The sequence below is a fragment of the Flavihumibacter solisilvae genome, from assembly GCF_000814475.1.
Taxonomy (GTDB): Bacteria; Bacteroidota; Bacteroidia; order Chitinophagales; family Chitinophagaceae; genus Flavihumibacter; species Flavihumibacter solisilvae.
Window position 1 is genome coordinate 73,489 of sequence record NZ_JSVC01000005.1, and the last position, 23,761, is coordinate 97,249.

The window sequence follows — 23,761 nt, forward strand, 5'->3', positions numbered from 1 at the left end:
AAAACAATTAAACTAAACCTATTTTACAGCAACAGGCGCTGCAGCCATAATTTCAGCTGAAACTCCTGAAGCATATTTCTCGAAATTTTTAATGAATTGGCTAGCAAGTTCACTGGCTTTCATGTCGTAGGTATTGGTATCCTGCCAAGTTTTCCGCGGGTTCAGAATAGAGGCGGGAACACCGGGACAACTCTGTGGGATGTCCATTCCGAAAACAGGGTGCCGTTCATACGCAACTCCTTCAAGCTGTCCGTCAAGGGCAGCCGTTATCATTGACCGTGTAAACGCAAGTTTTATCCTGCTTCCGGTGCCATAAGGACCGCCGGTCCAACCGGTATTAATGAGCCATACCTTGACGTTATGGCGGCGCATTTTTTCCCCCAGCATTTCTGCATACTTGCCTGGATGCAGGGGCAGGAAAGGCGCACCAAAACAGGCACTGAATGTAGACTTAGGCTCAGTAATGCCTGTTTCTGTTCCTGCAACTTTCGCAGTATACCCGGAAATGAACTGGTACATGGCCTGTTCCGGCGTCAGGCGGGATATAGGTGGCAGCACGCCATAAGCATCACAGGTCAGGAAGAATACATTCAGCGGCGTATTTCCAATCGCAGGGTCCAGTGAATTGCTGATATAATCAAGTGGATATGAAACTCTGGTGTTCTCAGTTATTGAGGCATCCTCAAAGTTGATGGTATTCGTACCTGGAAAAAAGATCGCATTTTCCACCAATGCACCGTGTCTTATGGCATGAAATATCTCAGGTTCCTTTTCTTCTGTAAGATTGATGCATTTGGCATAACAACCTCCTTCAAAATTGAATACATTATTGTCAGTCCACCCATGTTCATCATCACCAATCAGTTTTCGGTTCGGGTCGGCACTTAATGTGGTTTTCCCGGTACCACTGAGCCCGAAGAAAAGCGCAGTATCCCCTTCATTCCCCATGTTGGCTGAACAGTGCATACTTAATACCTGGTGCTCGTGGGGCAGAATGAAATTCAGGATGCTGAATATTCCTTTTTTGAGTTCTCCTGTATAACCCGTTCCTGCAATCAGGATTGTTTTATACTTGAAAGAAATTACGGCGGCATTATGTTGCCTGATGCCACAAACCGAAGGGTCAAGCCTTAAACCGGGGGCAGACATGATAGTCCATTCCGGGTGAAAGTTTTCAAGTTCTTCTTCCGTAGGCCTGAGAAACATATTATAGGCAAACAGGTTGAGCCACGGCTTTTCATTCACAACGCGGATACTCACCCTGTAACGCGGATCTGCACAGGCATAGGCGTCGCGTACCCAGATCTCACTTCTTTTTGAAAGATAGTCCGTGATACGTTGTTTTATGATGAAGAAGTACTTCTCATCTATCGGGAGGTTAAAATCATTCCAGTGGACCGTATCGGCTGTGATCTCATCTTGTACGATGAACTTGTCTTTGGGACTCCTGCCGGTGAATTCGCCCGTGCGGATTAACAGGGCTCCGGAATCACTCAACTCCCCTTCACCGATTCGAAGGGTGTCCTGAATTAATTCCTCCGGAGAAAGCTGGTAATGTACTGTGTCAGACGATCTTAGGCCCAGGGTCACCAGCTGCTCTGCTGGTAGCATAATAGTAGGAACTGACATGGTTTAGCAATCGTTTGTTGGCACAAATCTAGGGGTTGATGGTTATGCGCCCTACTAATGTGTATTCAGTACACTATAGATGTTTTCTAATACTTTTGAAGTAATGTTGAATGATTTCTTGATAGGTTTAGGGATGGTTGAATGCGCTATAAACTAACGTTTGTTAGTTTGAATGCTTCCTATATTTTTAATTTTGAACAATATTAAAATTTGACTTCGTTTTTGGCCCCGGCGGAGCTGAAATTGCCAGCCGATGTTATAACATTGCGTCCATGTTTCCCGGATTGATGAAAATCATACCTATTTTAGCCGACTAATATTGGAACATGAAATACCAGCCACTGGATTCCCGGATGTTTATCGAAAACCGCAAACGGTTCGTTAAGGAAATGGATCCGCAGTCCATCGCCATTTTCAACAGTAACGATGAACTTCCGACTAACGGTGATGCGCTATATAAGTTCAAGCAGAATTCAGATCTGTTCTGGCTTACAGGAATTGAGCAGGAAGACTCCATGCTTATACTCTTCCCGGCAAGCCCGGATCCAAAATACCGCGAAGTGCTGGTTCTCGTCCGTCCCAATGAATTAAAGGAAAAGTGGGATGGAAGAAGGCTGAGGCGAAATGAAGCCACTGCAATTTCCGGCATAGACAGTATTGTGTGGCTTGACAGCCTGGATGGCCTGTTGCAGCCGATGATTCACCTGGCCGAAACCATTTACCTGAATACAAATGAAAACGACAGAAAATCTAATAATATAGCGGTCAGGGATTATCGTTACGCTGAAGAAATGCGCAAACGTTACCCACTACATCAGTATAAAAGAAGTGCACGCATCCTCAAGTCATTAAGGTCAATAAAGTCGCCCCTGGAAGTTAAAGTGATGCAGGAAGCGATCGACATAACCGAAAAGACATTCCGCCGCCTGCTTTCGTTTATTCGTCCCGGTGTAATGGAGTACGAGATCGAGGCAGAAATCTGGCATGAATTCCTGCGTAACCGCGCCACGGGCCCGGCTTATGGCAGCATTATCGCAAGCGGTGACCGCGCCAGGATACTGCATTACGTGAGCAACAATGAGGAATGTAAAGCCGGGGAACTCGTGCTAATGGATTTCGGGGCTGAATATGGTGGATATTGTGCAGACCTTACCCGTACGGTACCCGTGAGTGGTTCATTCACCAAGCGTCAGAAAGATGTGTATAATGCCTGCCTTGCCATACATACATACGCAAAGGGAATACTTAAACCTGGTATTACCATTGTGGATTATACTGAAAAAGTAGGCGGTGAGGCCACCCGCCAGTTTCAAAAACTGGGGCTGTTAAAAAAAGAGGACATGAAAAATGAGGATCCGGAAAACAGGGCTTACCGCAAATATCTCTACCATGGCATATCCCATCACCTGGGCATCGATGTACATGACCTGGGAACCCGCACAGAACCGATAAAAGCCGGCATGGTGTTCACAATCGAGCCGGGAATATATATTGAAGAAGAAGAAATGGGGATCCGGATTGAGAACAATGTTTGGATCACAAAAACCGGGAATAAGGACCTGATGGCCAACATTCCCATTAAAGCCGAAGAAATAGAAGCGCTGATGAAGAAAAAATAAGCGCTACCCAATACTGTACACTAACTCTTATGTTTAATCGAAAATGAAACAAATCCCAAATCTCTTTACCCTCCTGAACCTGGTGTTCGGTTTCCTGGCCATCATTGTCATACTGCAGAACGGGATCGTGATCGCAAGCGGCCCATCCGGAGAATACCTCATCGATATGCCGGAAAAGATCTGGATGGCATCACTTTTCATTGCAATCGCTGCTGTCGTGGATTTTCTTGACGGTTTCGTTGCCAGGCTGATGGGTGCCACCAGTGAATTGGGAAAACAACTCGATTCCCTGGCTGATGTGGTGAGTTTTGGCGTGGCCCCCGGTCTGATCCTGTACCAGTTTCTGCGGCTGGCTGTTGCACGCGAAGAAACGGGACTCGACGCTTCAACAATGTGGCTGATTCCATCCGTGCTGATTCCCTGTGCCGCTGCCTACAGGCTGGGCCGTTTCAATATTGACCCCAGCCAGAGCCATGGTTTTAAAGGTGTTCCGGTTCCCGCCACCGGGCTTGTCGTAGCCTCATTGCCATTGATTTACTGGAACACCGACAGTACTGTCATCAGCAACCTGCTCCTGAACAAATGGCTCTTATATGTAATAATTCTTGTACTCAGTTATCTCATGGTTAGTACGCTTCCGATCATGGCGCTGAAGTTCAAGGACTTTACACTTAAAAACAATTTGCCAAAACTTATAATATTACTGATCGCAATTCTGTCTGTGATCGTGCTGAAATGGGCGGCCATGCCAGTCATTTTCCTTTCCTACATTATTGTATCTTTGGCCCTCAAAAATCGAATAGAATGACCTTCTCAGTACAGGTAAAAGTAATGCCACTTAAAGACCTCCTCGATCCCCAGGGTAAAGCTGTTATGGGCGGATTAAGCAATCTTGGTTTGAATGCGATTCAGGACGTGCGTGTTGGGAAACATATCACCCTGCAGGTAGAAGCTGCCAATGCTGAAGAAGCAAAATCCCTTGCCGACCAGGCTGCAAAAAAATTACTGGCGAACCCGGTAATGGAGCAGTATGAGATCAGCGTGAACTAATCCGGCTCATGCTGTACCTGGTTCCCTCTCCAATCGGCAATTTGCAGGATATTACTCTCCGGGCACTCGAAGTGCTCAGGAACGTGGATGTAATTCTTGCAGAAGATACCCGGAACTCGTCCCGTTTATTGAATCATTTCCAGATTCAGAAGCCGCTCACGCCCTATCACCAGCATAACGAACATAAGGTGCTCCAGCATCTTGTGGATCAGCTGGCGACGGGTAAGACAATGGCAGTGCTGACTGATGCCGGTACCCCGGGAATTTCAGATCCGGCCTTTCTGCTTGTAAGGGAATGTATACGACACAATATCAGGGTGGAATGCCTGCCCGGTGCCACTGCATTCGTTCCTGCATTGGTGAACAGCGGCCTGCCCATCAACCGTTTTTGTTTTGAGGGTTTCCTGCCGTTGAAGAAAGGAAGGCAAACGATGCTGAAGAAACTGGCCCAGGAAGAACGTACCATTGTTTTGTACGAATCACCCATGCGGCTGGTGAAAACACTGGAAGAAATGGCACAATATTTCGGCTCAGAGAGGCAATGCTGCGTGAGTCGCGAACTTACTAAAATGTTCGAGGAAAATAAAAGGGGCACACTTGCAGAAGTAGCCGGGTATTTTAAGGAAAAGATTGTCAAAGGGGAAATTGTGATTGTGGTGGCAGGAACCGAACAATGAGTTTTATGATTTCCTTTTCAGCCCCGGGCTGATATTTGTATAAACAATATTCACATTATGAGACCAATAATCCTGGTAACCCTTATGTTTGTTAGCTTTTGCCGGTTTGGTAACCAGGCAAATGCCCAAATCAGGAAGATCCCTTCAGTGGTTACAGATGCGTTTAAGTATAAATACCGTAACGCGGAAAGCGTGGAGTGGAAGGACAAGCTCAGTCATTATATTGTGTATTTTCATCTCGACGGAAGGCAATTTGAAGCCAGTTTCCGGAATGATGGTACGTGGACAAGCTCACAGAAAGTGATCAAAAAAGATGAACTTCCCGGAAACGTAATAGATGGCTGGGATAAAAGCAAATATGCGGACTGGGATGTAGACACATTGTATGAGCTGGCATTTCCTGATGAACGTCATGAGTATCGTCTCATCGTTCGTAAATCGGATCTAAACAAAAGAGATCTTACCTTTTCTGAAAAAGGCCGATTGCTGAAAGATAAACTCACCCTATAACCTAACTAACAGGACACCAATGAAAATCAAGTTGAGCTGGCTGTTGTTCAGCTTCCTTTTTTCCATTTCACTATCGTATGCCCAGCCTGATCGCTGGCAACAGCGCGTTAAGTATAAAATGGATATCGATGTTGATGTAACTTCCAACCGTTTTACAGGTAAGCAACAGCTGGAATACACAAACAACTCACCGGATACCCTTCACAAAGTGTTTTATCATTTGTACTGGAATGCATTTCAGCCTAACAGTATGATGGATGTAAGAAGCAGGGAGCTGGGCAAGGTCGCAATTAACAACCGCCCCGATTGGGATGGGAGAGTACGTGACCGGATCCAGAACCTCAAGCCCGATGAGATTGGATACCAGAAAATTCTTTCACTTAAAATGAATGGCGTTTCCCAGCAATTCACCGTGAAGGAAACGATCCTCGAAGTTGTGCTGAAAAAGCCAATTGCCCCGAAATCAAAGGTGGTATTCAACATGGAATTCGAAAGCCAGGTGCCCTTGCAGGTCCGCAGGGCAGGACGCGATAATCCGAACACCGGTGTACGTTATTCAATGAGCCAGTGGTATCCGAAACTGTGTGAATACGATTATGAAGGCTGGCATCCGACTCCTTACGTTGCACGTGAATTCTATGGCGTTTGGGGGGATTTTGATGTGAAGATCTCTATCGATAAGAATTATGTGCTGGGGGGAACAGGATACCTGCAGAATCCGCAATCAATCGGATTTGGTTACGAAGCAAAAGGCACAAAGGTTACCCTGCCTGCGGGAAATAAACTGACATGGCATTTTGTTGCGCCCGAAGTGCATGACTTCGTATGGGCTGCCGACCCTGAGTTCAGGCATATTGTAAGACAGGTGCCTGGTGGTCCGGCCATTCACGTTCTGTATAATTATAAAGAGAACGATGCGAAGAACGATGAAGCGTGGACGAAGATCGCCGATGCTGCTGTACAGGTTCTTCCGTTCATTGAAAAAAAATTCGGTAAATATCCTTACAAGCAATATTCGTTTATACATGGGGGTGATGGCGGTATGGAATATCCTATGGCTACACTCATTTCCGGACCCAGTATCGGCACTGCCTTCCACGAATGGATGCACACATGGTACCAGATGCTGATGGGGACAAACGAAAGCCTGTATGCCTGGATGGATGAAGGATTCACATCATTTGGTGAATCTCTTGTGTCACAATACTACCGCAACCTGAACACCGGAAACGCTGTTACCCAAAGTTCAACGGGAACCGGCCCGCGTCGCGACAGTAACGTCCAGCCGCAGGAAAATCCGCACAGTGATGCCTATGCCGGGTATTTTGCTCTTGTACGCAGCGGAAGGGAAGAACCCATGACAACCCATGCCGATCATTTTGAAAGCAATTTCGGGTACAGCATCGCTGCCTATTCGAAAGGTGAAGTGTTTCTCGAACAACTGGGTTATATAGTGGGCGCGCAGGTCCGCGACCAGATCCTGGTCGATTATTATAACAAGTGGAAATTCAAACATCCCAACGTTAATGATTTCATTCGCGTAGCCGAACAGAAGAGTGACATGAAACTGGATTGGTACAGGGAATACTGGGTGAATACTACGAAAACGATCGATTATGGTATCGATAGTTTATATGAGCAAAGCGGTACCACAAAAATCAGGTTGAAAAGAACGGGCAAAGTGCCTATGCCGATTGATCTCGTGGTAACCTTCAAGGACGGTACCAGGGAATTGCATTACGTTCCGATGTACCTCATGTTTGGTGAAAAACCAGCAGAATCAGACAGCATCAGGAGAACTACATACGAGGCATGGAAATGGACTCACCCCACTTATGAGATCAGTACAAGTCATAAGTTACAGGATATCATTAAAGTGGAAATTGATCCTTCAGGTCGCCTGGCAGACGTGAATAAGAAAGATAACACGCTCGAACTGACCTGGTAGTTTTCCTGCCACACATACTGCAATAAAATAAGCCGTTGCTATGCGACGGCTTAAATTTTTTATAGCAGAAATGGAGTGGCCTATTGGGTTGCGGAATCTGTGAGGTAAGGTTGAATGATTAATAATATTTGTGCATCCCTGAGGCAGTCCAAAAATACCAAGCATATTCTACCCACGAATACCACAAAGTGGGTATTTTCTACAACCAAATCCGGTAATTACCTGCCAAAAAACTTATTTACTGCTTCTACCCGGTTATTTACATGTAGTTTTTCGTACATATGATACACGTGTTTCCGGACCGTTTCCTGGCTGATAAAAAGCTGGGCAGCAATCTCCTTGTAAAGCATTCCTTTTGACAGAAGCTCAAGGATCTCCATTTCACGATTGGAAAGCGTATTTAATTTCCCCGAAGAACTACCGCTGGGGCTCACTTCGGAAGTGGCGGGCTTTTGCTGGAAGGCGGCGACAACTTTCCGTGCTATCTGGGTACTCATCGGTGCTCCACCCTCATTCAGTTCCCGGATTGCTTCCAATAACTTTACCGGTGAAGTCTTTTTCAGGATATATCCGCTGGCGCCTGCACTAAGGGCTTCAAAAATTTTCTCGTCTTCCTCGTAAACAGTGCACATCATAAAAAGTATGTCCGGGTTCTCCGGCTTCAGTTTACGCACACATTCAATCCCGCTCATTCCCCCGAGGTTAATATCCATCAAAACAACATTCGGTTGCAATACCGGTATTTTAAGGATTGCATCCTCTCCACTGGCAAAACTTCCCAATAATTTATAGTCATCGGATAAGCGGACAATCTCCTCAAGTGCCAGCCTGATATCGCTGGTATCATCTACAATGCATACTGTTATCGCCATCTGGCAAAGGTTGTATTTTAATAGGGATTTTCCCATACCACTTTGTGGTAGGTGTTCCCGCCGGAACTTATTTGTGTACGTATAAAAGGTATTTTTCCCTGAAGTTTTCTTCCGGGAAAAGATCAAACACTTCCATTATTTTGGGTCTTACGCCGCTTGCAGAAATTTCCGCAGCCAGGTCACCGCCTTTCAGGCAGATTAATCCGGATGCAGGATGTTCACCATCTGAGGGTCGCTTGGCCAGCAAGGGCTTACTCCATCTCCACAAGTCGCCTAACGGGGCCACAGCCCGTGAAACGACGTAATCAAATTTCCGGTCTTTTATGTCTTCAACCCGGGTGTGCCTGGTCACGACATTCTTCAGCCCGATCTCGTCTGCCACTCCGGCCACCACCTTAAGTTTCTTATTTATACTGTCGGCAAGCAGGAATTCGACCTCGGGGAAAAAGATGGCGAGGGGAATCCCCGGGAAGCCTCCACCGGTCCCGATATCAATAATTTTTGATCCCGGCGGAAAAGTAAAAGCAGCAGCTATTGCAAGGGAATGAAGTACGTGGTTACTATAAAGCTGGTCAATGTCCTTCCTCGAAATCACATTGATTTTGCTGTTCCAGTCCGTGTACAACCCCTCCAATGCCCTGAATTGCTCAAGTTGGCGAGGGGTAAAATCTCCGAAGTAATTCTCGATCAGTTCCAGTTTTGCCGGGGCTTTTTCCATATTGCAGATGCAAAGATGCAATAATAAAAGAACATCCAGATATCAAACAGCCACCACCAGGGCCAGAGATCCTTTTCCTGGAGACGATTCATGCATTTGTAGGAAATAATGGCCTGAGTAATGAAACGACTGCCAAAAACTACCAGGCTCCATTGCCAGCTGAAGAAAATAAGACAGATAATGAAGGCCGGGTAAAACATAAATTGGGAAAAGGCGTACAGGCCCAACAGGAACCTGAATTTTGGACTGTAGTACTTACCGGTGCTGTAATGCCGTGTCTTTTGCCTGAACCAGTCGCCGAATTTCAATTTCGGCTCCGAAAGGGTGAAGGCATTTTCGTCGATCACCACGCCTGTATTATGTTTATGTGCGACCTTATGAATAAACAGGTCGTCGTCTCCTCCCGGAAGGTGGTTAATTGAACTGAATCCCTTGTTTTCGAGGAACAGCTGTCGTTTGTAAGAAAGGTTTCTTCCTACTCCCATATATGGCATTCCTGAAAGTGCAAACGACAGGTATTGCATGGCCGTATGGAAAGTATCAAACCTGATCAGCTTATTGAGAAGGCCGGGTTTCTTCCGGTACGCTCCATATCCCAGAACAATTTCAATTCCCGGCTGGTATGCATCCTGCATCCGGTAAAGCCAGTTTTCGGAGGCTGGCACGCAATCAGCATCCGTCAGCAGGAGGATTTCATGATTCGCTTCGCGGATCCCTATCGATAATGGATATTTCTTACCGGGGATGCCTTTTGCTTCGTGTTCAAGATTAACAATCTCCAGGCTTTTGAATGTCTTACGGAACTCCTCAAGAAGATACCGCGTATCATCCTGGCTGTTATGATTAACTACAATAAGTTCATGCGTGCTGGGATATTGCTGGAACAGGACTCCGGGAAGATTTCTTGCAAGGTTGCCTGCTTCGTCCCGTGCGCAGATGATGACGGAAACGGGATGCTGCTGTGTATGCTCTCTTTCACGTGGTTTAAAATAGGCGAGTTTCCTGAATATGCCCCAGTAATATATAAGCTGGATAAGTGTGATTACACAAAAACATATAAAGGCGACCTGCCACCAGTCCAGGTTAATCTGCAATAAATCCATAAACGTTTCAGGGTTCGACCGGATACAACCCGGCCAGCCGCGAAAATAGGGAAAAAGAACAGCGCGAAAAGGTAAACAGCGGGGTAGGTGGACAAGTGAATGGTGAATGGTGAATATCTTTGCCCCCCATATGGCAGCTTTATCTTTTACTTTATCAGCACAGGATCCGAACAGCAAGGCCCGAGCCGGTGAGTTTGTTACTGATCATGGAACCGTCCAGACCCCCATTTTTATGCCTGTAGGAACTGTAGGCAGCGTAAAAGCCGTGTCACAACAGCAGCTCAAGGAGGAGGTGAAGGCGGAAATTATCCTCGGCAACACATACCACCTGTACCTGCGCCCGGGCCTGGAGGTACTGGAAGCAGCCGGGGGATTGCATAAATTCAACGGATGGGACGGCCCGATCCTGACCGATAGCGGGGGATACCAGGTCTTTTCCCTGGCCGGCAACAGGAAGCTGACAGAGGACGGAGCCCTGTTCCAGTCGCATATAGACGGCTCAAAACACCTGTTCAGTCCCGAAAGCGTAATGGACATTCAACGCATTATCGGGGGTGATATAATCATGGCATTTGATGAATGTCCACCGTATCCAAGCGATTACGCCTATGCCCGGAAATCTCTTGATCTTACACACAGGTGGCTGGACCGCTGCTTCAAACGACTGGATGAAACGCCGGACAAATACGGCTATTCGCAAAACCTGTTTCCCATTGTCCAGGGAAGCACTTTTGGCGACCTCAGGAAAGAATCCTGCGCTTATATAAGTTCTAAGAATGCAGTGGGAAATGCAATCGGCGGCTTAAGTGTCGGCGAACCGGAAGAGATGATGTATGAACTGGCCGGCCTTTGCTGTGAAAACCTGCCGGAAAATAAGCCGCGATACCTGATGGGCGTCGGAACTCCTTGGAACATACTGGAAAATATTTCACTTGGTGTAGATATGTTCGATTGTGTCATGCCTACCCGCAATGGACGGAATGCGATGCTTTTCACAAGCAGGGGAGTAATCAACATCGATAACAAGAAATGGGAAAAGGATTTTTCGCCGATTGATGATGGTATTGATTGCACTTTCAGCCACTATTATTCAAAAGCATACCTGCGTCATCTAGTAAAAGCTAAGGAGATTCTTGGACTAACCATTGCAAGCGTCCATAATCTTGCATTTTACCTGTGGCTTGTAAAAGAAGCAAGAAAACATATTTTAGCCGGGGATTTCAACAGTTGGAAAAACGAAATGATCCCCATTATAAAAACAAGGCTTTAATATGATCAACGCAGGCAGCTCCGGCAACAGCAGGTTTTTTCTTCTGCTGATGTCCGTAATGGTAATGCTTGTTCCCCTTTTTGTGTTGAGTTTTTTTGCGCGTCCCGCTGCCGATGATTTCATGTGGGCAGCCAGTCACCGTGATACCAGCTTCTGGGATATGCAGAAAGACTACTACCTGAACTGGCAGGGCAGGTATTTTTCAACGCCCCTTTTGTCTGTACTGGCATATTTGTCCGTGAGCTCAGCGGGCTACCATTGGCATGCTATTGTGCTTATGATTCTTACTGCAGGTTCATTTTATTTTTTTGTCACCAGTTTCTTAAGGAAGATCTCAACTGCAGGTACCAGCCTTTCAATAAGACTATTGATTTCACTGGTACTTTTTCTTCTGTACACTTATTCACTTCCCTCTGTTGCCCAGGCTTATTACTGGTTAAGCGGAGCTGTAACATACCAGGTGCCGGTAGTTGCCATGGTAATATTGGGCGGACTACTGATTGGTGATCGGCCTGTCCGCAACCAGGTCCTGCATGGTACGGGCATGTTGTTTCTCGTTTTTATTATTGCTGGCTCTAATGAATTGTCCGCTATTCTGCTGTTACTTTTCATGCCCATGGCTGGAAAGAGATACAGGTGGCTCCAGGTTTCAATAGTCGTCCTTGTTGCCATGGCCATTTTTTCACCCGGTTCCTGGAAGCGATCTGAATCAATGGGCGATAAGGACATCACGAAAGTGTTGGCCAGCATTTTTTATTGGAGCATCAATCTGGTCCTTGGTATTATCCGCGAACCGTTATACTGGACATCGCTTCTGGTTTCCTACATTTCAGGATGTCTTTTCGGGACCAGGAAGCCGCTGCCACCAAAAATTTATAACGCTGTTCCCTTTGGTGCGGTTGTTATTTTGTTGTTGCCACTGGTTTCACTTGCTCCCATACTTTGGGGAAGTAATGGTTCAATACCACCGAGGATGCTTAATGTGCTCGTAATGCCGATGATCTTCGTCAGTTTGTGTGGTGCCTATTTTTATGGCAGCAGGTTTCACGGTGTCGGGATAAAGGAGGAAATGTGGAAACACCTGCCGTCCTTTTTCTGGTGGATTATTGCCGTTATGCCATTGGCAAGCGTCCAGGTGCCAAGGATATATGAAAATCTTTTGCAGGGATATGTTTATGGAAAGGTGTTCAGTGACCGTGAAAAGAATTTCAGTGAAGCAGCAGCGAAGGGCAGTACGATACAATTTGTGCCTTATGATTCGGCGGCAAAACAAGTCCTGGCGCAACACCCCTTCATTGATCTTGTGTTGTTCAGGGAAAAGGTTGAGCGACTTCCCGATATAATTGCCTGGTATGATGACTATGAGCCCCGGGACCGGCAGGGATTTATAAAATTATATTATAAAAGGAAAAGCGAAGGCTCCGACCCCGTAAATTGACCTACTTTTGGTCGCTGCAAATGCACAGGAATGAAGATATTAGACTGGTACATCTTTAAGAAGTTTATGGTCACTTTCGTCTTTACAATTATGACGATTACAGTGATCGCAGTGGTTATTGATGCCAGCGAAAAGACTGACGACTTCGTAAAGTCAGGCCTTCCAATTATGGGAATAATCACCAAATATTATTTTGGCTTTGTTCCATTCCTCATCTCTATGCTCTTCCCGCTGATCGTGTTTATTGCGGTTATTTTTTTTACATCGAAAATGGCTGGAAGGTCTGAGACGGTCGCCATACTTGCCGCGGGAATTCCCTACAATCGGATGCTGCGGCCATACATGATAGGAGCAGTGCTGCTTGCGCTTATAATGGCATGGGCTAATGCATTTATTATTCCCCGTGCCAATGAGATTCACAGCACTTTCAAAACGAACTACATAGATAAGAACAGTTCCTACTATGCCGGGCAGGCAGGAGGCAGCCGTGATTTCTATTTCCGTTCCGACTCCAACACATTTGTCGGAATGAAATATTATGATACTATAAATAAATCAGCCAGCTCATTTTTCCTGGAGAAGGTCAGGGGCAACCAGGTTTATTATAATCTTCGTTCCGATTACATCAGGTGGGATACAGCCTCAAAAAAATGGCGGGCTGAGAATGCCCTGGAACGCACCATCAACGGATTAAAGGAAGATGTAGTCAGGCATGCTTCCCTGAATCTCAATCTTAACGTAAAACCTGACGAACTGCGCCGGGACGATTACCTGAAGGACAAGCTGACGACACCTGAATTGCGTGGTTTTATCAACAGGGAAGAGGACAGGGGCACGGAAGGACTGAATACTTACAAAGTTGAGCTTTACAGGAGATTAGCCACTCCGGTTTCTGTTATAATTCTTACGATTATGGGCGTGGCTGTGGCTGCGCGAAAAACAAGAGGGGGAAGCGGACTGCACATGGCTTTTGGTATAGTAACGGCAGCCCTGTTTGTGGTGATGGATAAATTCTCTACGGTATTTTCCACCAAAGGGAATTTCCCGCCTTTCCTTGCTGCATGGCTGCCTAACATCATTTTCACAGCAGTGGCAGCAATACTATACAGGAAGGCTCCCAAATAATCTTTGTTGTACCGTTGACAATAGCTAATTTTATCGGTTATAGCCAACCGGAAATTAGTTACATCTGAACACATAAAATTTGTTCTTCATGGGAGCTTACAAAGAAAAATTCAAAGCAAAGGCAGATGCGGCGGGAGCCGAAATCAAGGAGTTATTGAAAGAGAATGGTCAGAAAGTGATCGGAGAGGTCGTCCTTTCCCAGGTCTACCAGGGGATGCGTGGAATAACTGGCCTTGTTTCCGAGACTTCCCTGCTTGATTCACATGAAGGAATTCGTTTCAGAGGATTTACTATTCCGGAACTTCAGTCAAAACTTCCCAAAAGTAAAAACGGCAATGAGCCCCTTCCCGAAGGTTTGTTTCACCTGATGTTGTTTGATGATTTACCTACTGAGGAGGACGTGAACGAGATGACTGCCAAATGGCAGCGCCGCTCACACGTGCCTACCCATGTTTTCAATACCATCGATGCGCTGCCGCTAAGTACCCATCCCATGACCATGTTCGTGGTTGGTGTTATGGCGCTTCAGACTGAAAGTAATTTCGCAAAAGAGTATGCGAAGGGAATGAATAAAAAGGATTACTGGGAACATACTTTCGATGATGCTATGGACCTGATCGCACGACTTCCCAGGATTGCTGCATATGTGTATCGCCGTAAGTATAAGAACAATGAACATATTCAGCCAAACGGGCTTCTTGACTGGGCAGGGAACTTCGCTCATATGCTTGGGTATGAAGATGAGTGTTTCAAGGAACTCATGAGATTGTATATGACCATACATGCAGATCATGAAGGAGGAAACGTATCGGCTCATACCACCCACCTCGTAGGGTCTGCTTTAAGTGATCCCTACCTGAGTTTTGCTGCAGGTATGAACGGCCTTGCCGGTCCACTGCATGGGCTGGCTAACCAGGAAGTTATCAAATGGATCTACGAAATGCAGGACCAGCTGGGTACCGAGTCTCCGACAAAAGAACAAATTGCTCAATACGTTCAGGATACTTTATCGGCTGGGAAAGTGGTTCCCGGATACGGGCACGCGGTATTAAGAAAGACGGATCCCCGTTTTACCGCACAGATGGAATTTGGTAAAAAGCATATGCCGGATGATAAGCTTTGCCAAACAGTCTGGAATGTTTATGAAACCGTGCCACCAATCCTGCAAAGCCTCGGTAAAATCAAAAATCCATGGCCGAATGTGGATGCCCACAGTGGAGCGCTGCTCGTGCATTTTGGACTTAAGGAATATGAGTTTTACACAGTACTGTTTGGTGTCAGCCGTGCGCTTGGCGTAATGGCCAGCCTCATCTGGGATCGTGCGCTTAGTTTCCCGATCGAAAGGCCGAAATCGGTTACGACCGAGATTGTGAAGAAGTGGCTCAAAGGTGAAGAGGAAATCTGGGGCGAATAAATCGCAGCGGATCCTTTTTTTTAGATTTTTACTTTTTACTTTTCACTTTTCAATATCTTTGCACTCCCAAATAGGGAAAGGGGAATTAGCTCAGCTGGCTAGAGCGTTTGCATGGCATGCAAAAGGTCACCGGTTCGACTCCGGTATTCTCCACGAAGGTTCTGCAGTTGCAGAACCTTTTTCTTTTTCCTCCCCCCGAATATTGTAATTTCCCCATATGTTGAATGTAAAAACCTGCATAATAATACTGGCATCATGGTGTGCTTCCTGCAGCCAGACAACTGGACAGAAAAGCGCAGTTTCCCTTTTCAACGGAAAGGATTTAACGGGCTGGCACATGGATGTGCCAGAACGGGATACTGTGCCTGCAGCAAGGAAGCCCTTCATTGTCCGTGATGGGAACCTTGTTAGCCTCGGTACACCCGTCGGACACCTGATCACTGACAGTGTGTTCAAAGATTATGTCCTTGAGGCAGAATACCGGTTCGCAGGGGAACCCGGCAACTGTGGCATTTTGGTGCATGCATCAACTCCCCGCATTTTATACAAAATATTTCCGAAGTCAATAGAAGTGCAGTTAATGCACGAAAACGCCGGCGACTTTTGGTGCATCGGTGAAAATATCGAAGTGCCTGACATGGAAAAGCGCCGCGGTCATAAAGATGCCTGGGGTACAGTGGAAGGAAAGGAGCGAAGAATCCTGAACCTTACCGACAACTCCGAAAAGCCGTTGGGAGAATGGAATAAAGTCAGGATTGAGTGTCGTGAGGATAAAGTGCGTGTGTGGATAAATGAGGACCTGGTAAATGAGGGATCCAATGCAACTGCTTCTAAAGGCCACATCGCCCTCCAGGCCGAAGGTTCGGAAGTGGAATTCAGGAACCTTATGCTTAAAGGGCTTTAATTATTTCTTTCAGGTTATAACGTTTGCCTGCAACTGTTTTAAGCTTTGTTTCCCTGCCGCCATACCTGATGGTCACTAACCCGGAAGTCTTTGCTGCCAGGAACCCATTCACCAGTTTGCCTTCCTTCCATTGCATGTCTATTTCCAGACCACCCCTCGCACACAGGCCTTTTACTTCGCCATTATGCCAGGCTTTTGGCAACGCTGGCAATAAATTAATGATACCATTGTGAGATTGCAGCAGCATTTCTGCAATGCCTGCAGTTCCCCCGAAATTGCCATCTATCTGGAATGGCGGATGGTTGTCGAAGAGATTTTTCAGGGTGGATTTCTGCAACAGGGCTACAACGTTTTCGTATGCTTTCTCACCGTCCAGCAGTCTTGCATAAAAGTTTATGATCCAGGCGCGGCTCCAGCCTGTATGTCCACCACCATGTCCAAGACGCCTTGTTAATGTTTTTGATGCTGCCTGGAATAATTCAGGCGTTTGCGGTGTGATGAGATCACCCGGATATAAACCGAACAAATGTGAGATGTGCCTGTGTCCCGGCTCAGCTTCTTCATAATCATTGATCCATTCCTGTACAGTCCCGTAACGCTTACTTACCTGCAGGGGTGGCAGGCGCGCAAGGGTTTTTTCCATTGCTGCTATGAAATTGTCTTCCTTACCGACCTGGCGTGCAGCTGCAATACATGCTTTATACAATTGCATAATCATTTGCACATCGATGGTTGGCGCGTATGTGATCTGTGTCCTGCCTCCATCCGGGAGCACAAACGCGTTTTCGGGCGACATTGATGGTGCCGTCACCAGGTAGCCATTCTTGTCCTCTATAAGGAACTGTTGAATGAATTCAACTGCTTCCTTCATGATTGGGTATGCCTTTGTCCTAAGGAATTCTTTGTTCTGCGTAAACTGGTAATGTTCCCACAGGTGCAGGCATAACCATGCGCCAGAAAGTGGTGAAGTGCCCCATTGCATTGAAGCATTGATCCCGGTTTTACCGAATATATCTGTCGCATGATGCATCGTCCAGCCGGGAGCACTATAAAGTGACTGTGCAGTAACTCTGCCGGGAACGCGGTAATAGTCGATGAAGTCAAAAAGCGGGCGCGTGGTCTCGGAAAGATTGCAGACCTCGGCCGGCCAGTAATTCATCTGAAGGTTGATGTTTGTGTGGTAGTCCGAATTCCAGGGCGCAATATAATGCTCGTTCCACACGCCCTGCAGGTTTGCAGGGAGAAGACCAGGACTTCTCGAAGATGCCATTAAAAGGTAACGGCCATACTGGAAATATAATGCTGCCAGTTGCTGATCTTCGCGGCCTTTTTTGATTGCTTCGAGGCGGACATCAGTGGGTTCGTGGCTGTAATCCTTACCGCCAAGTGCCAGCTGAACACGGCTGAACAACCGTCTGTGATCAGTCTCATGTTGCTGCATTAATTGCTTGTCGGAAAATGAAACTGCTTCCCCGATTATCTTTTCAGCCACTGCTTCCGGTTTGATATTCCTGTCGAAGCCAAGTGTGGCAAAATTATAATCAGTGGCGGCGGTGATGAATAATGTAACCGCATTTGCACCGGAAATCAGTAATGTATTGTTTGATGATTTGATATTACCACCCTGCTGGCGGGCTGTTAACCGCGCTGAAAACTTCATATTGAATCCACCTGCACCATTGATCACATCATCCACGTCAACGATTTGTCCGGTCATCGTAAGTTGATCATCTCCGGCAGATATAACCGTTGCATCTTTTTCGCGGGAAAGATTGACCTTGCAATGGATCGCATTGGGCTTACTTGCAGTAATCCTGATAATTATACAGTTCCGGGGTGCGGAGGCAAATACCTGGCGACTGAATAAAACTCCATTGATTGAATAAGTAGTAGTAACTATGCCTGTCTCCAGATCCAATTCATTTCGATAGTCATGAGCCTCGCCCTGCTCACCGAAATCAATGATGCAGTCCCCCAATGACTGATAGGACCTGAAACCGGGCGGTGTATTTACAAGGTATTTTTCACCGAGGTCAAATGCTTTTTGGTTATGGCCGTTAAGTACGAGCTGTTGAATTTCACGGATGTGTGCTTTCGCTTCCGGGTTATTGACGTTGATATTTTTCCCAGCCCACAGGCTTTCTTCATTCAACTGGATGCGTTCGTTGTCCACACGCCCAAAAACCATTGCACCCAGCCTTCCATTACCGACAGGAAGTGCCTCATTCCAGGTGCCTGCTGCATGCGTATACCAAAGCTTCAATTGATCTGCTGTTAGACTGTCCTGCGTATATACCACCAATGGTAACAAAAAGGCGATAGTAAGAAATGCGGCGAGCCTTGATTTCATGATAATCAGAATAGTATGACGGAATCAGAATTTGCGGATTATGATAACACCTGCAATGATCATAACGATTCCGAATATACGCCAGATGTTAATGGGATGCGGTTGCGCTACCAGAATATTGTAGTGATCCATGATAACGGAGATGATCATCTGGCTGGCTACTACCAGTCCAAAGGTCAATGCCGGACCGATCTTCGGAAATGCATAGATAGTAGCTGACACATAAAATGCACCGAGTAGTCCGCCCAGCCAATAGGCAAAATGGACATTCCGCAACTGTTGCCAGTTGATGGTTTGTCCGGTTACAACTATATAGAGGAACAGGGCGATTGTGCCGGTCAGAAAGGAGAAGGCAGCTGCGTAGATCGGGCTGCCCGTAGCTTTGCCCAGTTTCGAATTCAGACCCGCCTGAATAGGTAGCAATGCCCCAGAAATAAGAGCTAAAAACATCCAGAATCCTTTTCCCATGTATGTTTAATATTAATGAATGTCTGTTCAGGTGGGTATCGTTCTCTGTGTACGCTCCATCAGTTGTGCATACCGCGGATCCTCCTTCACGCCCTGGTAAGCGGGGTATTCCAGGAAATAGCTGACTGGGCCCATCCGCTTGTCTATGCACCTGTTAAGATATTCGAATGTCTTGTCCATATCACCAAGTCCGAACCAGGCGGCCGCAATATCTGCATCTATAACGGAATCAGGTTCCTGTAATTGGCGCTGTTCCATTTTCCTGATACATTCAAGTGCTTCTTCTTTTTCGCCAAGCCGCCCATGTGAGAACGCCAGGCCCATCAACCCTTTTAGTGGATGGCCGGTGAGCCTGTGTACTTCCTGGAATAGTTTTTTTGCAGCATGCCAGTCGCCTTTCATCCCTGTGCCCCATCCTTTTATTTCGATGGCAATTCGCATTTGCGGATCAATTTCCAGGAGCTTTTCTGCCTGCCTGATGCTGTCGTCGTACCTGCCAGCAAACATGTACATATTACCCAGCGTTTGCAACACGATCGGGGAAAGCGGATCAATCCTTTCTGCTTCTTCGAGGATATTTACCGCTTCCTCCTTTTGTCCTTTTATCACATAATAAAATCCCATCAGTTCGTAAGCCTCTATTGCTCCGCGATTAAGGCTCATCGCTTTCTGCAGGGCTTCATAGCCTTTTGGCCAGTTCCACTCATAAAACAGGTAGGCGCTTGCCTTTGCGATGTGGCTTTCAGCGATAGAATCATCAAGTTCGAGTGCCTTGTCGGCAAACCTGTGCACTATTTCGAAAGCAGTGGAGGGAAGCATTTGTCCCGTGGCACCAAGAAAACTGTAGGCCGCTGCGATCATCGCATATGCGTGGGCATATCCGGGTTCGAGTGCAATGGCCTGTTCAAAATATTCAATTGCCTTTCGCGTATCCGCCGGGGTTAATTTGTTCCAGAAGTGAAGCCCCTTAAGATAGTAGGTGTACGCTGTCACATTCTTGACCGGAACTTTTACCAGGTGTTCTTCCCTGACCGGTGTCGAAAGGTTTTCCCGCATTTTGTTGGCGATGCGGGCACTGATCTCATCCTGCACTTCAAAAATATCCGTCAGGTTGCGGTCATAGTTTTCGCTCCAGATATGATAGCCATCTGCAGCATTTATCAGCTGGGCGGTTATCCGTACTCGGTTACCCGCTTTTCTCACACTGCCTTCCAGCACCTTGTCAACATTTAGCTGAATGGCAATGTCGCGAATATCATGGTTCGTCCCTTTGAAGGCGAATGCTGAAGTGCGGGATGTCACCTGCAACCCTTCCACCCGAGTGAGTGCATTGAGCAGCTCCTCAGTTATACCATCACTGAAATACTCATTTTCCGGGTCTGCACTCATGTTGACAAAAGGCAGTACAGCAAGCCTGTTGCCTGTCTGTTTGGTCTTCCCCTTAAGATCCTGCCTTGTGGGAACGACAATGCCATTATTGGAAATGGCATAGATCCTGACCGGAGATCGCACGTTCTTTAATTCGAAATATCCCAGCTCACTTGCAATGATATTCTCCTGGTTCCGGATCTCGTCATATACTTTCTCGGAAATAAGAATACCTCCTGGTACTGCAAGTGATTCGATACGCGAGGCAAGGTTAACTCCATCGCCATATACTGCGTCCTCATCTATGATAATGTCACCGGTATGGATGCCAATGCGAAGATCAACTTTTGGCTCCTGCATGAGTTGCTGCTGGATGTTGATTGAGCAGCGCACACTGTCTATTGCACTATTGAAGATGCTGAGGGAACCATCGCCGTAGTACTGCAATATTTTTCCATTGTGGGAATTTATGCATGATTCCAATACAGTTTTGAGGCGTCTCCTTTTCTGGCGGGCCAGTTGTTCATTTTCCTGAACAAGTGTGGTGTAGCCAGTCATGTCCGCGAATAATATTGCTGCCAGTTGTCGCATTTCAATTGTAAATTAACAAAGAAATGCCTAACCTGTTCAAACTACAGGATGAGTGGCTGCAGTCATGGGAATCTCTATCTTCAGCGTGCAGCCATTGTTAGGGGAGGAGTTGATCTGCATATTTCCCGAATGGAACTGTACTCTTCCTGCAATGTTACGTAACCCGATACCTTTTGGCTTAAGCTGTGGGTCAAAGCCAATGCCGTCATCAGAAATCTCCAGGTAAACCTGACCTGAAACTATCTTCAGGTCAATCAATATGTTCGATGCCCTTGAGTATTTTAAGATGTTATTGAGCTGTTCCTGGCAGATTCGGAAAAGGGTAAGCTTAAGTTTCTCACTCAGGGCATTCAACTGTTTCTTTCCTGAGCATTTCATTCGTGCTTCCATCCGGCCGGCAAGGTTGATGTCTTTTACCAATTGCTCTATGGCATCTGTGATTGGTTCATTTTTCAGGAAGGGTGAAACGAGGGCATGTGAAAGTTTGCGGCTTTCATTTATAGCAGTGAAAATGTCGTTCCGGGCTTTTTCCAGCCGGGGGTCTTTCGACTCTGTAGTGTGCAATGCAGTATCGAGCATCATTTTTGCCGACGCCAGCAGCTGACTGATATTGTCGTGTAGTTCAATTCCAATCTCTTTACGTTCATTCTCCTGGGCTTCGATCGTGTTTTCTACGATCTCCCGCTGGCGTTGCAGCTCCTGTCTTATTATGAGGTCCGTTATGTCGGTTGAGATGCCTACCAGTGCATATACCTCACCGTTCCTGTTGGCAAGTGGGAACTTGATGGTGTAGTAGTGGTGCGACTGCCCATTGATTACCATATCTTCTTCCGTTTCCAGCAGTTTTCTTTCGCCGAGCACCTGGTCATCCAGTTTTGTATTCGCTGCAGCGCGATCAAAATCCAGGAATTCGAAAACGGTCTTACCGATAATGTCTTCCTGACTAAGTCCAAGTGTTTTTACAAAAGTTGTGTTCACGAGCGTGTACCTGCCATACATGTCTTTAACGTATATCAGGGATGTAGTATTGTCAATTATCGACTGCAGAAGCTGGCGGTTATTTTCCAGCGACATCTTTGCCATCATGGTTGTGCGCATGTTTTTCCATAACGTCATAAAGAAGGCCGTCGACAGCGCCAGTAATACTGTAAAAAAGACCAGGTAAATAGTCGTAAATGCGGAAATGCTTTTTTCGTTCGCTTCAATTCTCGTGGCGAGCGTACGGTTCTCTTCAGCTTTAATGGCGGAAATGATATTTTCAAGGAATGCCAGCCGGTTTACATCTGCATTTTCTTTGATGTAGTTTTCCGCCACTTTCGAACCTTTTCTACGCATTTGAATACAGGTTTCCAGGAACGCCAGTTTTTGCTGCAGCAGGTTTTTCAAGGTATCGAGCCTGGCTTGTTGCTCGTGGTTGTCTTTTGAAATGGCTTTCAGGTTGGCAATGCGGTAAAAAATAGTTTGCCTGATGGTATAAAAGGGAAGGAGAAAAGTATGGTCGCCGGTAATTACATATCCCCTCGCGCCAAGTTCAAGGTCCTTGATCAGGGCAGATATCTGCTCGGCATCATTCATTACCTGGCGCGTGTGGTCTACCTGGTGTGCCGCTTCCTGCTGAAGGAAATTGTTATCAAGAGTTTTTGCGCCGAGGAAAAGAATCCCCGCGATTATAATGATGGATAGTGCCAGGAACTTACGTTCATTCGTAAGCCTGGGGTGGTTAAGTTTTTTGATACCATATTCCGTAATACCCGGTACTACCTGCCCTAACCAATGCCTGATGATGTTGTCCTGTAACATAATTCGTTTGATCATAACAGGTATGGATTAGACGTAAAATATACGAAATAGGGATAAATATCCAATATCGGTAAACGAACTATTTTATTGCGGTGTCATGAATTTTAATTTGTGGGTCTTACTTACTTACTTTTCCTCGCAGCATCTGCAGCATCCATGAACGGTTTAACCAGGTCGATGGGAACCGGGAAGATGGTGGTTGAATTGTTCTCGGTAGCTATTTCACGAAGTGTCTGAAGGTAACGTAAGGTCAATGCACTCGGCTCCATGCTCAAAACTTTCGCTGCATCAGCCAATCGTTGTGATGCCTGGAATTCTCCTTCGGCTGCAATGACTTTCGAACGCCGTTCACGTTCTGCTTCCGCCTGTTTTGCCATCGCCCGCTGCATTTCCTGCGGCAGGTCGATCTGCTTTACTTCCACATTTGAGACTTTTATTCCCCATGGCTCAGTGTTGGCGTCGATGATCTGCTGAAGTTTATGATTGATCTTTTCCCGTTGCGACAACAGGTCATCGAGTTCAGATTGACCCAGCACGCTTCTCAGTGTGGTTTGTGAAATCTGTGACGTGGCAAACAGGTAATTTTCAACTTCCACAATTGCCTTTTGCGGATGAATCACCCGGAAATAGACCACGGCATTAACTTTAATGGAAACGTTATCCTGTGTAATGATATCCTGCGGTGGAACGTCCAGTACAACTGTTCTGAGACTGACCCTGACCATTTTGTCTATGATCGGGATAAGCAGTATCAGTCCCGGTCCTCTTACGCCTGAATTTGGTGCCAGCCGTCCAAGCCGGAATACGACACCGCGTTCATATTCGCGCAGGATTCTTATGGCATTCGCAAGAATGATGATGGTAAAGAAAATTACCAGTAACAATACGATCGATGCGGGCTGCATGG

At 46.4% G+C, this 23,761-nt stretch carries 20 protein-coding genes and 1 tRNA gene; 12 read left to right on the top strand and 9 right to left on the bottom strand.

Annotation, left to right across the window (positions count from 1 at the left end; genetic code table 11):
* Window positions 1-18 precede the first annotated feature (18 nt).
* Window positions 19-1,629: a phosphoenolpyruvate carboxykinase (ATP) gene (pckA, locus tag OI18_RS04640; RefSeq protein WP_052272873.1), complete on the bottom strand. Its 1,611-nt coding sequence runs from the start codon at window positions 1,627-1,629 to the stop codon at window positions 19-21.
* 326 nt (window positions 1,630-1,955) lie between these two features.
* On the opposite strand from pckA, the gene OI18_RS04645 reads away from it, so the two are divergent.
* The 6 genes from OI18_RS04645 to OI18_RS04670 are packed head-to-tail and all read left to right on the top strand — an operon-like array spanning window position 1,956 to window position 7,433.
* Window positions 1,956-3,248 (top strand): aminopeptidase P N-terminal domain-containing protein, encoded by a 1,293-nt coding sequence (locus OI18_RS04645; RefSeq protein WP_039137623.1) that lies wholly within the window; start codon window positions 1,956-1,958, stop codon window positions 3,246-3,248.
* Window positions 3,249-3,291: 43 nt separating this feature from the next.
* Window positions 3,292-4,056: a CDP-alcohol phosphatidyltransferase family protein gene (locus OI18_RS04650; RefSeq protein WP_039137624.1), complete on the top strand. Its 765-nt coding sequence runs from the start codon at window positions 3,292-3,294 to the stop codon at window positions 4,054-4,056.
* Complete coding sequence (gene purS / locus OI18_RS04655; protein ID WP_039137625.1) at window positions 4,053-4,298, top strand: phosphoribosylformylglycinamidine synthase subunit PurS; 246 nt, start codon at window positions 4,053-4,055, stop codon at window positions 4,296-4,298. Before OI18_RS04650 ends, purS begins: the two co-directional genes overlap by 4 nt.
* An 8-nt stretch (window positions 4,299-4,306) precedes the next feature.
* On the top strand, window positions 4,307-4,975 hold the full coding sequence (gene rsmI / locus OI18_RS04660) for a 16S rRNA (cytidine(1402)-2'-O)-methyltransferase (RefSeq protein ID WP_039137626.1): 669 nt from the start codon (window positions 4,307-4,309) through the stop codon (window positions 4,973-4,975).
* Window positions 4,976-5,032: 57 nt separating this feature from the next.
* A complete protein-coding gene (locus OI18_RS04665) occupies window positions 5,033-5,485 on the top strand; it encodes a PepSY-like domain-containing protein (RefSeq protein ID WP_039137628.1) in 453 nt (150 codons plus the stop codon).
* A gap of 19 nt (window positions 5,486-5,504) precedes the next feature.
* On the top strand, window positions 5,505-7,433 hold the full coding sequence (locus tag OI18_RS04670) for a M1 family metallopeptidase (protein WP_039137631.1): 1,929 nt from the start codon (window positions 5,505-5,507) through the stop codon (window positions 7,431-7,433).
* A 218-nt stretch (window positions 7,434-7,651) separates the two neighbouring features.
* Here the strand turns inward: OI18_RS04670 and OI18_RS04675 are convergent, their stop codons facing one another.
* From OI18_RS04675 to OI18_RS04685, 3 genes are all read right to left on the bottom strand, one after another.
* Entirely contained in the window at window positions 7,652-8,305 is a 654-nt protein-coding gene (locus OI18_RS04675) for a response regulator (RefSeq protein ID WP_039137633.1), read from the bottom strand.
* 67 nt (window positions 8,306-8,372) lie between these two features.
* On the bottom strand, window positions 8,373-9,023 hold the full coding sequence (rsmG, locus tag OI18_RS04680) for a 16S rRNA (guanine(527)-N(7))-methyltransferase RsmG (RefSeq protein WP_240312722.1): 651 nt from the start codon (window positions 9,021-9,023) through the stop codon (window positions 8,373-8,375).
* Window positions 8,993-10,126, bottom strand: coding sequence for a glycosyltransferase (locus OI18_RS04685; protein WP_039137635.1), 1,134 nt, complete (start codon window positions 10,124-10,126; stop codon window positions 8,993-8,995). The genes rsmG and OI18_RS04685 overlap by 31 nt, the downstream gene beginning before the upstream one ends.
* A gap of 130 nt (window positions 10,127-10,256) precedes the next feature.
* On the opposite strand from OI18_RS04685, the gene tgt reads away from it, so the two are divergent.
* From tgt to OI18_RS04715, 6 genes are all read left to right on the top strand, one after another.
* Window positions 10,257-11,396: a tRNA guanosine(34) transglycosylase Tgt gene (gene tgt / locus OI18_RS04690; RefSeq protein ID WP_039137638.1), complete on the top strand. Its 1,140-nt coding sequence runs from the start codon at window positions 10,257-10,259 to the stop codon at window positions 11,394-11,396.
* Window position 11,397: 1 nt separating this feature from the next.
* Window positions 11,398-12,834: a hypothetical protein gene (locus OI18_RS04695; RefSeq protein WP_039137639.1), complete on the top strand. Its 1,437-nt coding sequence runs from the start codon at window positions 11,398-11,400 to the stop codon at window positions 12,832-12,834.
* A gap of 30 nt (window positions 12,835-12,864) precedes the next feature.
* Entirely contained in the window at window positions 12,865-13,959 is a 1,095-nt protein-coding gene (locus OI18_RS04700; protein ID WP_039137640.1) for an LptF/LptG family permease, read from the top strand.
* Window positions 13,960-14,047: 88 nt separating this feature from the next.
* Entirely contained in the window at window positions 14,048-15,373 is a 1,326-nt protein-coding gene (locus OI18_RS04705; protein ID WP_039137641.1) for a citrate (Si)-synthase, eukaryotic, read from the top strand.
* A gap of 79 nt (window positions 15,374-15,452) precedes the next feature.
* A tRNA-Ala gene (locus OI18_RS04710) sits at window positions 15,453-15,526 on the top strand.
* A gap of 64 nt (window positions 15,527-15,590) precedes the next feature.
* Window positions 15,591-16,277, top strand: coding sequence for a 3-keto-disaccharide hydrolase (locus OI18_RS04715; RefSeq protein ID WP_039137642.1), 687 nt, complete (start codon window positions 15,591-15,593; stop codon window positions 16,275-16,277).
* On the opposite strand, the gene OI18_RS04720 is transcribed toward OI18_RS04715, so the two are convergent.
* The 5 genes from OI18_RS04720 to OI18_RS04740 form a co-directional block, all read right to left on the bottom strand.
* On the bottom strand, window positions 16,264-18,627 hold the full coding sequence (locus OI18_RS04720; RefSeq protein WP_052272874.1) for a glycoside hydrolase family 95 protein: 2,364 nt from the start codon (window positions 18,625-18,627) through the stop codon (window positions 16,264-16,266). The genes OI18_RS04715 and OI18_RS04720 overlap by 14 nt on opposite strands.
* Window positions 18,628-18,651: 24 nt before the next feature.
* A complete protein-coding gene (locus tag OI18_RS04725; RefSeq protein ID WP_039137643.1) occupies window positions 18,652-19,095 on the bottom strand; it encodes a DMT family transporter in 444 nt (147 codons plus the stop codon).
* Window positions 19,096-19,122: 27 nt separating this feature from the next.
* Entirely contained in the window at window positions 19,123-21,054 is a 1,932-nt protein-coding gene (locus tag OI18_RS04730; RefSeq protein WP_039137645.1) for an adenylate/guanylate cyclase domain-containing protein, read from the bottom strand.
* Between the two features lie 36 nt (window positions 21,055-21,090).
* Window positions 21,091-22,869: a CHASE3 domain-containing protein gene (locus OI18_RS04735; RefSeq protein WP_039137647.1), complete on the bottom strand. Its 1,779-nt coding sequence runs from the start codon at window positions 22,867-22,869 to the stop codon at window positions 21,091-21,093.
* Window positions 22,870-22,976: 107 nt separating this feature from the next.
* Window positions 22,977-23,759 carry a slipin family protein gene (locus OI18_RS04740; protein WP_039137649.1) on the bottom strand — a complete coding sequence of 261 codons (783 nt, stop codon included), beginning with the start codon at window positions 23,757-23,759 and terminating at the stop codon, window positions 22,977-22,979.
* Window positions 23,760-23,761: the final 2 nt, after the last annotated feature.